Annotated in this window: 15 protein-coding genes; 5 read left to right on the top strand and 10 right to left on the bottom strand. The window is 63.2% G+C overall.

What is annotated here, in order from left to right:
- Positions 1 to 109: 109 nt before the first annotated feature.
- Positions 110 to 1,213, top strand: a complete 1,104-nt coding sequence (locus RS897_RS04560; RefSeq protein ID WP_315835406.1) for an NAD(P)/FAD-dependent oxidoreductase — start codon at positions 110 to 112, stop codon at positions 1,211 to 1,213.
- 213 nt (positions 1,214 to 1,426) lie between these two features.
- Here RS897_RS04560 and RS897_RS04565 read toward each other — a convergent pair whose 3' ends face one another.
- Positions 1,427 to 1,612, bottom strand: coding sequence for a YdcH family protein (locus tag RS897_RS04565; protein ID WP_315835407.1), 186 nt, complete (start codon positions 1,610 to 1,612; stop codon positions 1,427 to 1,429).
- A gap of 380 nt (positions 1,613 to 1,992) precedes the next feature.
- Here RS897_RS04565 and RS897_RS04570 point away from each other — a divergent pair, with 380 nt between their 5' ends.
- Positions 1,993 to 2,199: a YdcH family protein gene (locus RS897_RS04570; RefSeq protein WP_315835408.1), complete on the top strand. Its 207-nt coding sequence runs from the start codon at positions 1,993 to 1,995 to the stop codon at positions 2,197 to 2,199.
- Here RS897_RS04570 and RS897_RS04575 read toward each other — a convergent pair.
- On the bottom strand, positions 2,189 to 2,998 hold the full coding sequence (locus tag RS897_RS04575) for a GGDEF domain-containing protein (protein ID WP_315835409.1): 810 nt from the start codon (positions 2,996 to 2,998) through the stop codon (positions 2,189 to 2,191). The genes RS897_RS04570 and RS897_RS04575 overlap by 11 nt on opposite strands.
- 246 nt (positions 2,999 to 3,244) lie before the next feature.
- Here RS897_RS04575 and purE point away from each other — a divergent pair, with 246 nt between their 5' ends.
- The 3 genes from purE to rpsU all read left to right on the top strand — a co-directional run bounded on the left by purE (position 3,245) and on the right by rpsU (position 5,323).
- Positions 3,245 to 3,733: a 5-(carboxyamino)imidazole ribonucleotide mutase gene (gene purE, locus RS897_RS04580; RefSeq protein ID WP_315835410.1), complete on the top strand. Its 489-nt coding sequence runs from the start codon at positions 3,245 to 3,247 to the stop codon at positions 3,731 to 3,733.
- Positions 3,730 to 4,839, top strand: coding sequence for a 5-(carboxyamino)imidazole ribonucleotide synthase (locus RS897_RS04585; RefSeq protein WP_315835411.1), 1,110 nt, complete (start codon positions 3,730 to 3,732; stop codon positions 4,837 to 4,839). The genes purE and RS897_RS04585 overlap by 4 nt, the downstream gene beginning before the upstream one ends.
- Positions 4,840 to 5,011: 172 nt before the next feature.
- Complete coding sequence (gene rpsU, locus RS897_RS04590) at positions 5,012 to 5,323, top strand: 30S ribosomal protein S21 (protein WP_315835412.1); 312 nt, start codon at positions 5,012 to 5,014, stop codon at positions 5,321 to 5,323.
- Positions 5,324 to 5,396: 73 nt separating this feature from the next.
- Here the strand turns inward: rpsU and RS897_RS04595 are convergent, their stop codons facing one another.
- From RS897_RS04595 to RS897_RS04630, 8 genes are all read right to left on the bottom strand, one after another.
- Positions 5,397 to 6,215, bottom strand: a complete 819-nt coding sequence (locus tag RS897_RS04595) for an alpha/beta hydrolase (RefSeq protein ID WP_315835413.1) — start codon at positions 6,213 to 6,215, stop codon at positions 5,397 to 5,399.
- Positions 6,216 to 6,321: 106 nt separating this feature from the next.
- Entirely contained in the window at positions 6,322 to 7,227 is a 906-nt protein-coding gene (locus RS897_RS04600; protein WP_315835414.1) for a cell envelope biogenesis protein TolA, read from the bottom strand.
- Positions 7,228 to 7,396: 169 nt separating this feature from the next.
- Entirely contained in the window at positions 7,397 to 8,494 is a 1,098-nt protein-coding gene (locus RS897_RS04605) for a calcium:cation antiporter (RefSeq protein ID WP_315835415.1), read from the bottom strand.
- A gap of 89 nt (positions 8,495 to 8,583) precedes the next feature.
- Positions 8,584 to 9,405: an enoyl-CoA hydratase-related protein gene (locus tag RS897_RS04610; RefSeq protein ID WP_315835416.1), complete on the bottom strand. Its 822-nt coding sequence runs from the start codon at positions 9,403 to 9,405 to the stop codon at positions 8,584 to 8,586.
- A gap of 82 nt (positions 9,406 to 9,487) precedes the next feature.
- Positions 9,488 to 10,888, bottom strand: coding sequence for an NAD(P)(+) transhydrogenase (Re/Si-specific) subunit beta (locus tag RS897_RS04615; protein ID WP_315835417.1), 1,401 nt, complete (start codon positions 10,886 to 10,888; stop codon positions 9,488 to 9,490).
- A 12-nt stretch (positions 10,889 to 10,900) separates the two neighbouring features.
- On the bottom strand, positions 10,901 to 11,224 hold the full coding sequence (locus tag RS897_RS04620) for a proton-translocating transhydrogenase family protein (protein WP_315835418.1): 324 nt from the start codon (positions 11,222 to 11,224) through the stop codon (positions 10,901 to 10,903).
- Positions 11,225 to 11,235: 11 nt separating this feature from the next.
- Entirely contained in the window at positions 11,236 to 12,366 is a 1,131-nt protein-coding gene (locus RS897_RS04625; protein ID WP_315835419.1) for a Re/Si-specific NAD(P)(+) transhydrogenase subunit alpha, read from the bottom strand.
- 90 nt (positions 12,367 to 12,456) lie between these two features.
- Complete coding sequence (locus RS897_RS04630; protein WP_315835420.1) at positions 12,457 to 12,609, bottom strand: aa3-type cytochrome c oxidase subunit IV; 153 nt, start codon at positions 12,607 to 12,609, stop codon at positions 12,457 to 12,459.
- Positions 12,610 to 12,705: the final 96 nt, after the last annotated feature.

Below are 12,705 nucleotides of genomic sequence, written 5' to 3' on the forward strand. Positions count from 1 at the left end.
CTTAAATTAAGGCAAATGGCCTTTCATGATTAATGTCGTGATAAGAAGCGGCGACGTTCGAAGAAGGTCGCGGTTAAGAAAACGCTAAACCCCAGCATTTGAGTTCGGAATGGACAAAGTCGAGTGCATCGTGATCGGCGCAGGCGTGGTTGGCCTCGCCGTTGCCCGCCGTCTGGCCCAGGCGGGCCGCGAAGTCATCGTTATCGAGGCCGCAGACGATATCGGAACGGGGACATCGTCGCGCAATAGCGAAGTCATCCACGCGGGAATCTACTACCCCACTGGAAGCCTGATGGCGCGCCACTGCGTCAACGGCAAATACGCGCTCTACGACTACTGCAGGGATCACGGCATCCCGCATCGCCGCTGCGGGAAACTGATCGTCGCCACGACCGCCGACGACGCAGAGAAACTCGCCGCTATCCGCGTGCGGGCCGCAGCCAATGGCGTGGACGATCTTGAGCTCCTGGATGCCGACGCCGCCCGCGCACTCGAACCGGCACTGAACTGCACCGCCGCTTTGTTGTCGCCATCCACCGGCATCATCGACAGCCATGCCTTGATGCTGGCGCTGCGCGGCGACGCGGAAGACGCCGGCGCCGCGATCGCGTTCAACGCCCCGTTGTTGCAGGGCCGCGCTGTCGGAGGCGAGATTTCCGTCGATATCGGCGGCGAAGCGCCGATGAGCCTGGCATGCCGGCTGCTGGTCAACGCGGCGGGGCTCAATGCCACCGCGATCGCCCGCAGCATCGACGGCATGCCGGTCGAGAAAATCCCCACGGCCTATCTGGCCAAGGGCAATTATTTCAGTTGCGGCGTCCGCTCGCCGTTCACGCACCTGATCTATCCGGTGCCCGAACCCGGCGGCCTTGGAGTCCACCTGACGCTGGACCTGGGCGGCCAAGCCAAATTCGGTCCCGATGTCGAATGGGTCAACACGATTGACTATGAAGTCGATCCTGCCCGGGTGGAGCGCTTCTATCCGGCCATCCGCCGGTATTGGCCGACGCTGCCGGATGGCGCATTGACGCCCGGATATAGCGGGATGCGGCCGAAGATCGTGCCGCCGGCGGTGGCGGTCCAGGATTTTCTGATCCAGGGCCCCCAGGATCACGGCGTCCCTGGGCTGATCAACCTGCTCGGCATCGAATCACCGGGGTTGACCTCGTCGCTGGCTATCGCCGACCATGTCGCTGAACTCGCGACGGCTTGAGGTACCTGCAAACAACCTTGAGATACCTGTAAACAACAATGCGCGCGCGGACCACGCCGCTCGCCCCAAAGTCAGTCATTTGTTTCAAAATTTTACGTCTGAGATGCACGCTTTGCGCGGGCAGGTTGTTGACTTGCTGCCCGCGACAAAGTGCGAAGCTTGACTTGCTTGGTCGCTTAAACCTGAGTTGGTTGCAGAAACCTGATCGGGACGTCAGTGGAGCGTTTCGTGAGCGACTAGCCTCAGGCGCTCGATCTCGTCCTTGACCATCAGTTTGCGGCGTTTCAGTTCGACGATCCACAGATTATCTGTGGACAGGTGCCTCAAGGCATCGTGCAATTCGCTTTCCAGAACCCGATGTTTACGTTCCAGTTCAACGAGATGCGCCTCAATCGCCATAAGAAGTCTCCTCTATCAGATGGACCTCAGCTCTGGACCTGGACCATCGATTGTACATGAGCCAATACGGCTGTCGACAGGAACGTTCTGGAGTCGATTGAAATCTGCTTGCATGAGGAAAACCTTCTATTTTGATGAGTTCAAATGGATTCTGCGGCGAGCCGGTGTCTGCCCACCATTTCGCTTTGCAACAAGAAATGCAGCGATGTCCGACCAACCCGAAGCCCAGCAAACACAACCTCTTGATACCGCCGCTGGCAGAGACCATCATTTTCTGCAATGAGGATGCGGGACATCGCCAGACCGCTTCGGCCGACCTCCGACCAACCCGCCGACTTGACCGCGCAGCTTCGATCGCGCACACGTGACCGCCGCAGACAATGACCGATCAGGACAACAACGAATTCGCATTGGAACTGGCGCGACTGCAACAGGAACACCGTGACCTCGATGTCGCCATCGAGGCTTTGCAACATTCGCCGGCACCGGATCTGCTGCGGCTGCAACGATTGAAGAAGCGCAAGCTGCAGCTGCGCGACCGGATTTCATTCATCGAAGATCAGATCACGCCCGACATCATCGCGTGAGTTCGCGCGGCGCGGAGATGCCAGCCGCAGTCTCGCGGCGATGTCTCTTGCGCTCGTACATCGCGAGATCGGCGCGCTCCAGCGCAGCAACCGCATCGTCGACCCCAGCGAGAACCGTGACGCCGGTCGACGCCCCCGACATGATCGAGTGGCCGCGAAACACGAAGGTCAGGCGATCGATCGCATCCTCCAGCGCACGTGCCTTCGCCAGTGCATCGGCCTCACTCAAATTCCACAGCAGCACCGCGAACTCATCACCGCCGAGCCGGCCCACCATGTCGGACGAACGCACGTGCCGCTGCATCACATGGACGATGCCCTTGAGCACGGCATCGCCCGCCGCATGCCCGAACGCATCGTTGATCGGCTTCAGGCGATCGACATCGAGCACGATCAGCGCGCCGCTGGCCTGGTAGCGCTTGATGTAGGCAAGCGCACGGGTCAGCTCACGTTCGAAACCGCGGCGATTCAAGACGTCGAGCAGGACATCGGTTTCGGCGACCCCTTCCAGGTTCGCGATCCGCGCCTTGGCGCGGGTGAGCTGGATCGTGAGCTTGCGAAGCCTGACTTCCAGTTTTGCGGTGTCCGGATGCCCCAGGACCGTCTGCGGGGCAGCGTTCCCTCCCCCGCGACCGGTTGACGCTGTTTTGGGGCCGGTCGCCGGATTGCCGCCTGCCCGGTCGGAGCCGAGGCGGCCCGGTTTGGCTGATGTCGCGGACTTCAGTCCGGATTTCGATGCGGATCCCGACTTGGAACCGCCTTTGGGCTTCGATTTTGGTCTGGGCGGTGTTTTGGTCATGATCTCTGCGGGAACCGGAACCAAGACTGTTGCCTCGATTCACCATGACAGGATAGTTCATTCCACGGTGCTTGCCAGCGTCGGCCGGTTCGGCAAGGGTACTTCCCGGCGGCAGCGCCGGAACTCGCCAAATCATTGAACGGCCGTATGTTCCTGATACAGCCCGCTATTCCACTTCGCTTGAAGACACGCCCCATATGAGCCTGATACGGTGCTTTTGATTCCGAATTTTACAAAGATTTCTGCATGACAACCGCCGTCGCCATCATCATGGGAAGCCAGTCCGACTGGGAAACCATGCGCCACGCCGCCGAGACCCTGACCGCCCTGGGCGTCGGCCATGAGGCCCGCATCGTCTCGGCGCACCGGACCCCCGATCGGCTGTTCGCGTTCGCCAAGGGCGCCAAGGCGGCCGGCTTCCAGATCATCATTGCCGGCGCCGGCGGGGCAGCCCATCTGCCGGGCATGGCGGCGTCGCTGACGGAACTGCCGGTATTTGGCGTGCCCGTCGAATCCAAGGCCCTCTCGGGCATGGATTCGCTTTATTCCATCGTCCAGATGCCAGCCGGCATTCCGGTCGGAACGCTCGCGATCGGCAAGGCCGGCGCGATCAATGCGGCGCTGCTCGCCGCCAGCGTGTTGGCGCTCAACGATGCCGGACTGGCCGGCAGGCTTGCAGAGTGGCGCAAGCGGCAAACCGAGGCGGTGAAAGAGCGCCCGGAGGGAACTGCGTGACATCTTCAAAGCAGGTGAAGCTGAAGCCCGGCGACACCATCGGAATTCTCGGCGGCGGACAATTGGGCCGGATGCTGGCCTTGGCGGCGGCGCGGCTTGGACTGCGTGCGCAGGTGTTTTCGCCCGATCCGGATTCGCCGGCATTCGACGTCGTGCAGCACGCGACCTGCGCCGAATATGCCGACGTCGAGGCGCTGGAGCTGTTTGCCTCCGATGTCGACGTCATCACCTATGAGTTCGAGAACGTTCCGGCGGCGACCGCAATGATTCTCGAGGCGCGGCGACCGGTACTGCCCGACACCAGGGTGCTGGCGACCACCCAGGATCGGCTGGCCGAAAAAGACTTCGTGACAAAGCTCGGCATTGCGACAGCGCGTTATGTCGACGTGTCGTCGGCGGAAAGCCTGACAGTGGCCGTGGCGCAGATCGGACGGCCGGCGGTGCTGAAGACCCGCCGCTTCGGCTATGACGGCAAGGGCCAGATCATGGTGCGCGAGGGCGACGATCTCGACACCGTCTGGACCGATCTCGAGACCAAGTCCGCCATCCTGGAGGCCTTCGTGCCGTTCGAGCGGGAGATTTCGGTGATCGCGGCACGCAGCGCCGATGGCCATGTGGTCTGCTTCGATGTCACCGAGAACGAGCACCGCGACCACATCCTGAAGTTTTCCACCGCTCCGGCGCGCATTTCCGCCGCGCTGGCCGAGCAGGCCCGCGGGATCGCCACCACCATCGCCGATGCGCTCGATTATGTCGGCGTGCTCGCGGTCGAGCTGTTCGTGGTGCCGGGCACGGAGGGGCCGCGCCTGCTGGTCAACGAGATCGCGCCGCGGGTGCACAATTCCGGTCACTGGACCCTGGACGGCGCCTCGGTGTCGCAGTTCGAGCAGCACATCCGGGCCATTGCCGGCTGGCCGCTGGCGAGCCCGGTCCGACATGGCGAGGTCACCATGACCAACCTGATCGGCGACGATATCGACAGCTACGGGAACTGGCTGACCGTCCCCGGCGCCACCGTCCATCTGTATGGCAAGGGCGCAGCCCGTCCCGGCCGCAAGATGGGCCACGTGACGGAGGTCAAATCGGCCCCGAAATCGGCCAAATAGGCCCCCAAAACCCGGCCAACAAAGCGGCCGCGTTATGCGTAAAAATCAGCCCGGAAGGTGGACATTCCCGGTTTGATCTGTTATCTCCGCGCCCTTGAAGCGAAAGGCGTGGCCTTAGCCGGCCCTTCGCGTTCTTCCGAATTTCTGATTTGAACAGACAAAAGGATGCCGCGTGCAGGTTCTCGTCCGCGATAACAATGTCGACCAGGCTCTCAAGGCGCTGAAGAAGAAGATGCAGCGCGAGGGCATTTTCCGCGAGATGAAGCTCCGCGGTCATTATGAGAAGCCCTCTGAGAAGAAGGCCCGCGAAAAGGCGGAAGCCGTTCGCCGTGCCCGCAAGCTCGCACGCAAGAAGCTGCAGCGTGAAGGCCTGCTGCCGATGAAGCCGAAGCCGGCTTTCGGCGCCCCCGGCGCGGATCGCGGTGGACGCGGCCCAGGTGCTGGCGCTGGTGGTCCGGGTGCAGGTCCGCGCGGACCGCGCTAAGCCTCAATTCATCCATGGAATACGAAAACGCGGGCTGTCGGCCCGCGTTTTTTGTTGCCTGTTTCACTCGAACTCAGTCCGTGCCGCTCAGGAAAGCCCGGGCGATCTCCACCGCTCCCAGCGTGTCGAGATTGATGTGAGTGCCGAGCGGAAACGCGACAAACCGTTTCTGTCCGGCTCCCAGATTTCCAGGTGCCAAGTCGAACAATCGCCGGCCGAACGCTATCGGGATAACCGTATCCTGCTCGCCGTGCATCACCAGCAGGGGCGCCTTGAGCGCAGCGATGCGGGTGTCCGACGCAAACCGGTCGCGCAGCAGCAGGCTGACCGGCAGCCATGGAAACGCCCCAGCAGCAACGGCGACAGTGGACGTGTAGGGCGCCTCCAGGATGAGCTTGCCGACCGGGCGCGTCGTGGCGACGGCGACCGCGACGCCCGTTCCCAGCGAATAGCCCCATGGGACAAGACGATCACTGCTGTAGCGCGCCGCGGCGAAGTCGTAGGCGGCAGCGGCATCGTTCAGCAGTCCCTGCTCGGTCGGCTGCCCGGTCGAGCCGCCATAGCCGCGGAATGACAGCGCGACGAGCCCGGTGCCGTCAGCGACGATGGCGCGGAGGCGCTGGACCCGCCACGCCAGCACATCGCCATTGCCGTGAAAGAACATGACGACCGGTTTGCCCGGCCTGGGCGCGACATGCCAGACGATGACTTTCTCACCGTCCCGGGTCTCGAGGACAACTTCCTCGGCCTCGGCAAATCCCGCTGTCACAGGCGCGGTTCTTGAGGTCTGCGGCACCGGATACATCAGGGCGCGCTGAAAGATGAACATGATAACGACCACGGCCAGATAGGCTGCGAGCGCGCCACCAGCGATCCATCGCACAAGGGTCATCCGCCAGATCCAAGACAGCGCCGCGACCGGGGCTTTCACCAAGACCTTAACGCCAATAAAAACGGGCCCGAAGGCCCGTATCGTTCATTCCTGAATTTAACCCGCGCTATTGCGGCACAATCGTGTGGATGACCGAGCGCGCCGCAGACAGCACATCGTCAGCGACCGAAGTCCGCGTCGACGCCGGCTGAAGATCGATGGGCGGCCGGGCTGCGGGAATGTCGGCGGGCGGGATCAAGCGGTTGGCGTCGACCATACGCCGCGGCGGCGGCACATAAAGCGGGGGTGCCTGCGGGACATCGCCAACGCTGGCCTCCACTGATGGCGCCATCACGGTCACCGGCGGCGGCAGAGGCTGCACGGCGGCGGTGCGCGGCTGGACAGCCGGCGGAACGGCGACAACGTTCATGCGCACCGGCTCACGGGACGCCGGGAGTGGTGCCTCACGAACCGCTTCGCGGACAGGCTCGCGAACCGGCTCCAGGGCATGCTGCGGCTCGGCCGGACGCGTCGCCTCCCCCGAGTTGCGCAGGCGCTCGATCGCCGCGCGGGCGAGTTCGTTGGCATCACGGTCGCGGCGTTCATCGGTCTGGGCTGGAGCTGCGGGCGCGATCGATGCGGTGGCGGTCTCATTGGTCGGCGGCAGCACCATTCGCACGGCGGCCTTCTCGCGCGGAGCCGGCCGTTTCGCGTCGGCGGAGGCCTTGGTATCGGCCTTGGCTGCCTCAACCGGCTTCTCAACGGCTTTGCCCTTGGCATCCGGCTTGCTGTCCGGAGCCGCCGAGGCTTCAGACTTCGCAGTCTCAGACTTCGCAGTCTCAGACTTGGGCGTGACGTCGATCGCACCCTGGTCATCGCTAGCGCCCGGCGCGGCCTTCGAATAGGCGGCAGCCTTCGGCGCATCGGATCCCGCCTTGGGGATAATGTAATGGTTAACGATGTACGCGCCGACGACGGTCGCGATCACCGATGGAAATATCTGAAGGAAGAACTGCGATACGTATTTCAGCATGACCCAGCAAGACCCGCCTTTTCCCGGGGTTTTGATGCGGGAACTTTAGGGCCGATTGAGGGATCAACTGCGACGGTTCGGTGGCAAAGACCGCAAACTCATCACGGCTGATGACAAATCTGTTTCGAAGCCGCCGACAGGACGCGGATCGTCACTGCCGCTGGCCCCCTCAGGGCGCGAACACCATGAACACGAACACCGCGAACACCAGCATGTGAACCAGCCCGAACAGGATATTGGTGCGGCCGGTGCCGAGCGTCAGCATGCTGATCAGGATGGTCATGATCAGCAGCACCATTTCCCGGGCTCCAAGCCCGAGCACCAGCGGCTTGTCTAGCACAAAGGTCGCGATCGCGACGGCGGGAATGGTCAGCCCGATGGTCGCCAGCGACGATCCCAGCGCCAGATTGATGCTCTTTTGCAGGTCGTTCTTGCGGGCGGCGGCGACCGCGGCAACGCTCTCCGGCAGCAGGATCAGCAGCGCCACCAGCACACCGGCGAAGGCGGGCGGCGCGCCGATCATCGCCGCACCGGCGTCGACCACGATGGAGAACTTCTTCGCCAGCAGCACAACAGCCAGCAAAGACACCAGCAGCAGAGACAAGCTGATCAGCAGCGTCCGGTTCGAAGTGCGCGAGTCCGGCCCGCTCTGCTCGATCTGGCCGACAATGAAGTAATCACGGTGCCGGACGGTCTGGGTATAGAGGAACACGCCATAGAGGACGATGGTGACGATGCTGACGAAGGTCAGTTGGGCTGTGGAATAGAGCGGCCCTGGTGCCGCCAGCGTGTAGTTCGGCATGATCAGCGTGACGGTCGCCAGCACGATCAGCACGCAGAGGTACAAATTGACGCCGGAGACCTGGAAATCCTGCTCGCGGAAGCGCAAACCGCCGGCGAGGATGCAGAGTCCGACCAGGCCGTTACAGACGATCATGACCACTGCGAACACGGTGTCGCGCGCCAGCGCGGAATTGGAGCCTTCGCCCAGCATCAAGGTGACGATCAGGGCGACTTCGATGATGGTCACGGCGAGCGTCAGCAGCAGCGTGCCGTAGGGTTCGCCGATCCGCTCGGCGATGACTTCGGCGTGATGAACGGCGGCGAACACCGTACCGAACAGGATGACCAGCAGCACGGCCGCGAAAACCAAACCGCCGGCGCCCGGCTTGTAGGACAGGCCGAAGACAACGGTCGCAGCGAAGAACAGGACGGCCAGCGACGGGAACATCCAAGACGAGCGTGGCATCGGACCGTGTACGCTCATGCTGGTCTCCCTCATCTCTGCCGCCGCAGCGGCCGAATCGAAAGACTAGCGTTCCCTGTTGACCGTGTCGCCTGCCCGCGATCTGCGACCTACTGGAAATTCGCCGGCCGCTTCTCGATGAAGGCCCGCACGGCTTCCTTGTGCTGGGCCGTGCCCGCCGCTCTCACCATGTTCTCGGCTTCGTGGTCCAGCGACGTGAGGAAATCCACCATCAGGGCCTGATCGAGATTGTCCTTGATCGCCGCATACGCCGCGCCCGGACCATTGGCGAGCCGGCTGGCCAGCGCGAAAGCCTCCGTCTGCAGATCCGCATCGGGCACCACACGATTGACGAGACCCAGTGCCTCGCACCGGCGGGCATCGATCTTATCGGCCAGGAACATCAGTTCGCGGGCACGCGCGGTGCCGGCGAGCCGGGTCAGCAGCCACGACACACCGTAGTCGCCGGTCAGGCCGATCCGGGCATAGCCGGTCGCCATGACGGCGGTCTCGGCCGCAATGCGGATGTCGCAAGCTAGCGCAATCGCAAGCCCGGCCCCCGCGGCCGGCCCCGGCAGCGCGGCAATGGTCGGCTTGCGCAGGCTCACCAGCACGCCCGTCAGGGTGCGCTGGCGTTCGCGCAGCAATGCGACCTTCTCTTCGAACGGGGTCTCGGTTTTCAGGGACCCGCGGCCGCCCATGCCCTTGACGTCGCCGCCGGAGCAGAACGCGGTGCCGGCGCCGGTGAGCAGCACCGCACCGATCGCGGGGTCGTCGCCCATTTGCCGGACCATGCGCCGCAGCGCCGGTGTCAGGTGGTCGGAGAGCGAGTTGCGCGCCTCGGGGCGGTTGAAGGTGATGGTGGCGACGCGGTCGCGCACGGAACACAGCAATTCGTGGGTTCCGGTATCAACACTGACAGCCTCAGACATGATTTAGCTCCCTGCAATCTCATGCAGGGAGCTAATCACATAAGTTCTGTTTTGGCACTTATTGAGTGAGCCGGTTGGCCCGTCACATCGACTTGACGATGCTCTCGGTGACCTTCTTGGCGTCGCCCAGCAACATCATGGTATTGTCGCGATAGAACAATGGGTTATCGATACCCGCATAGCCCGACGCCAGCGACCGCTTGATGAACATCACGGTGCCGGCTTTCCAGACCTGCAGCACAGGCATGCCGTAGATCGGCGAGGTCTTGTCGTCTTCCGCCGCCGGATTTGTGACGTCGTTGGCGCCGATGACAAAGGCGATGTCGGCCTGCGCGAACTCCGAATTGATGTCTTCGAGCTCGAACACCTCGTCGTAGGGCACGTTGGCTTCCGCCAAGAGCACGTTCATGTGCCCGGGCATGCGGCCTGCCACCGGGTGGATGGCGTACTTCACCTCGACGCCTTCCTTCTTCAGGTTGTCGGCCATTTCGCGCAGCGCGTGCTGGGCCTGCGCCACCGCCATGCCGTAACCCGGCACGATGATGACCTTCTGGGCGTTCTTCATGATGAAGGCCGCGTCATCGGCCGATCCCAGCTTGACCGGCTTGGCTTCGCCACCGGCCCCCGCACCTGCCACGGCGGATTCACCGCCGAAGCCGCCGAGGATCACCGAGATGAAGGAGCGGTTCATCGCGTGGCACATGATGTAGGACAGGATCGCACCCGAGGAGCCGACCAGGGCGCCGGTGATGATCAGCGCCGAGTTGCCCAGCGTGAAGCCGATGCCGGCTGCGGCCCAGCCGGAATACGAGTTCAGCATCGAGATCACGACCGGCATGTCGGCGCCGCCGATCGGGATGATCAGCAGCGCACCGAGCACCAGCGCGATGATGGTGATCAGCCAGAAGTCCAGGGTGCTCTGCGATACGACAAGACCGTAGATGAAGAAGATCAGAGCCAGGCCGAGCACGATGTTGATGATATGGCGCGCCGGCAGGATGATCGGCTTGCCGCTCATCCTGCCCGACAGCTTCAGGAACGCGATCACCGAGCCGGTGAAGGTCAGCGCGCCGATCGCAACGCCGAGCGACATTTCAACCAAGCTTGAGCCATGGATGTTGCCGCGGGTGCCGATGTCGAAGGCGCCGGGCGCGTAGAACGCCGCCGCCGCCACCAGCACCGCCGCCATACCGACCAGCGAGTGGAAGGCGGCGACCAATTCCGGCATCGAGGTCATCGGCACACGGCGCGCGATGACAGCACCAATGCCGCCACCGATGGCGATGCCGAGGATCACCAGGATCCAGCCGGAGCCTCCCGATGGCGGATGCGCCGCCAGCGTGGTGGCCACGGCGATCGCCATACCGGTCATGCCGAGGAAGTTGCCTTGCCGGCTCGACGCCGGGCTCGACAACCCGCGCAGCGACAGAATGAAGAGAACTCCGGCGACCAGATAAAGCAGTGCTGAAAGATTGGCGTTCATGACGGCCCCTGCTTACTTCTGCTTCTTCTTGTACATCGCCAGCATGCGCTGGGTGACCAAGAAGCCGCCGAAAATATTGACTGATGCGAAAATCAAAGCGACGAAACCAAAGCCGCGCGCCCACAATGACGCCTCACTGTCGCCGGCAAGTGCGACGCCGACCGCGAGCAGTGCGCCGACCACGATGACCGACGAAATCGCGTTGGTCACCGACATCAGCGGGGTATGCAGCGCGGGCGTCACCGACCACACCACGAAATAACCGACGAAGACAGCGAGGACGAAAATCGACAGCCGAAACACGAACGGATCGACGAGCTGTACAGCATGCTCCATGGCGGCGTTCCTTATGCGCTTTTCGGCTGGAAATTCGGATGGATCACGGCACCGTCCTTGGTCAGCGCGGTGGCTTTGACGAGGTCGTCGTCCCAATTCACCGCCAGCGCCTTGGTCGATTTGTCGACCAGCGTCTCGATGAAGGAGAACAGGTTGCGCGCATAGAGACCCGACGCCGAGGCCGGAACCCGCCCCGCCAGATTGGGGAAGCCGACGATCTTGACGCCACCGATATCGGCGACTTCGCCGACCTTGACGCCTTCGACATTGCCGCCGCGTTCCACCGCAAGATCGATCAGCACCGACCCCGGCTTCATCGAGCGCACCATCTCTGCGCTGATCAGCCGCGGCGCGGGACGCCCCGGGATCAGTGCGGTGGTGATGACGATGTCCTGCTTCTTGATGTGTTCGGCAGTGAGCGCGGCCTGCTTGGCCTGATACTCTTTCGACATTTCCTTGGCGTAGCCGCCGGCGGTTTCCGCCTGCTTGAACTCGTCGTCCTCGACCGCGACGAACTTCGCGCCGAGCGATTCCACCTGTTCCTTCACCGCTGGGCGCACGTCGGTCGCGGTCACCACCGCACCGAGCCGCCGCGCGGTCGCGATCGCCTGCAGGCCGGCGACACCGACGCCCATGATGAAGACCTTGGCGGCGGGCACGGTGCCAGCCGCCGTCATCATCATCGGAAAGGCGCGACCGAAGGCTTCCGCCGCTTCAATCACCGCGCGGTAGCCGGCGAGGTTTGCCTGCGACGACAGCACGTCCATTACCTGCGCGCGAGTGATGCGCGGCATCAATTCCATCGCGAACGCGGACACGCCGGCATCCGCCATCGACTTCAGCGCCGCGTCGTTGCCATAGGGATCCATGATCGCGATCACCAGCGCGCCACGCTTGTAGTTGGCAAGCTCGCTGGCTTCGGGGCGTTTCACCTTGATGACGATGTCGGCGTCCTTGACGGCATCGGCTGTGACGGTCGCCCCGGCGGCCTGGTAGTCCGCATCCAGCACGCCGGACTTGATGCCCGCGCCAGGCTCGATCGCGACCTCGGCGCCGAGCGCCTTGAATTTTTTCACCGAGTCCGGCACCGCGGCGACGCGCGGCTCTGCAGCATCAATTTCTTTGGCAATTGCAATTTTCATGACGCCTCCCGCGGCCGATCGGTCGCGCACAACTTAAAGCACCGCCGATATCTTAATAAAGACCGGCCGAATGCCCGTGAACGGAAATGCTCAGACGAGGAAGATCGCCATCAGGACGACAATGGCGATGACCGCGGCCGTGCCCCACGTCGCAAATTTCAGAAAGCCCTCGTAGGTGGCTTCGTGCGCCGGGTAATCGTTGCCGTCCGCAGTTGTGTAGGCAACTTCGCTATGGTCAGCCATGGGGTCCCCTCCAGTCCTTAAAAGGTACCGGCAATTAGCCCAATTGCGCAGCAAGGGCAACGCCTGCCGAAATCTTATACGGGCGATTAAACCGCC

The organism is Bradyrhizobium prioriisuperbiae (genome assembly GCF_032397745.1).
In the GTDB taxonomy this organism is placed as follows: Bacteria; Pseudomonadota; Alphaproteobacteria; order Rhizobiales; family Xanthobacteraceae; genus Bradyrhizobium_A; species Bradyrhizobium_A prioriisuperbiae.

Excerpts from the sequence above, each read along its gene's own strand:
- RS897_RS04625 (WP_315835419.1), bottom strand. The coding sequence starts at position 12,366 with ATGAAAATTGCAATTGCCAAAGAAATTGATGCTGCAGAGCCGCGCGTC.
- RS897_RS04630 (WP_315835420.1), bottom strand. The coding sequence starts at position 12,609 with ATGGCTGACCATAGCGAAGTTGCCTACACAACTGCGGACGGCAACGAT.
- RS897_RS04610 (WP_315835416.1), bottom strand. The coding sequence starts at position 9,405 with ATGTCTGAGGCTGTCAGTGTTGATACCGGAACCCACGAATTGCTGTGT.
- RS897_RS04560 (WP_315835406.1), top strand. The coding sequence starts at position 110 with ATGGACAAAGTCGAGTGCATCGTGATCGGCGCAGGCGTGGTTGGCCTC.
- RS897_RS04605 (WP_315835415.1), bottom strand. The coding sequence starts at position 8,494 with ATGAGCGTACACGGTCCGATGCCACGCTCGTCTTGGATGTTCCCGTCG.
- RS897_RS04570 (WP_315835408.1), top strand. The coding sequence starts at position 1,993 with ATGACCGATCAGGACAACAACGAATTCGCATTGGAACTGGCGCGACTG.
- purE (WP_315835410.1), top strand. The coding sequence starts at position 3,245 with ATGACAACCGCCGTCGCCATCATCATGGGAAGCCAGTCCGACTGGGAA.
- RS897_RS04600 (WP_315835414.1), bottom strand. The coding sequence starts at position 7,227 with ATGCTGAAATACGTATCGCAGTTCTTCCTTCAGATATTTCCATCGGTG.
- RS897_RS04620 (WP_315835418.1), bottom strand. The coding sequence starts at position 11,224 with ATGGAGCATGCTGTACAGCTCGTCGATCCGTTCGTGTTTCGGCTGTCG.
- RS897_RS04575 (WP_315835409.1), bottom strand. The coding sequence starts at position 2,998 with ATGACCAAAACACCGCCCAGACCAAAATCGAAGCCCAAAGGCGGTTCC.
- RS897_RS04565 (WP_315835407.1), bottom strand. The coding sequence starts at position 1,612 with ATGGCGATTGAGGCGCATCTCGTTGAACTGGAACGTAAACATCGGGTT.
- RS897_RS04595 (WP_315835413.1), bottom strand. The coding sequence starts at position 6,215 with ATGACCCTTGTGCGATGGATCGCTGGTGGCGCGCTCGCAGCCTATCTG.
- RS897_RS04615 (WP_315835417.1), bottom strand. The coding sequence starts at position 10,888 with ATGAACGCCAATCTTTCAGCACTGCTTTATCTGGTCGCCGGAGTTCTC.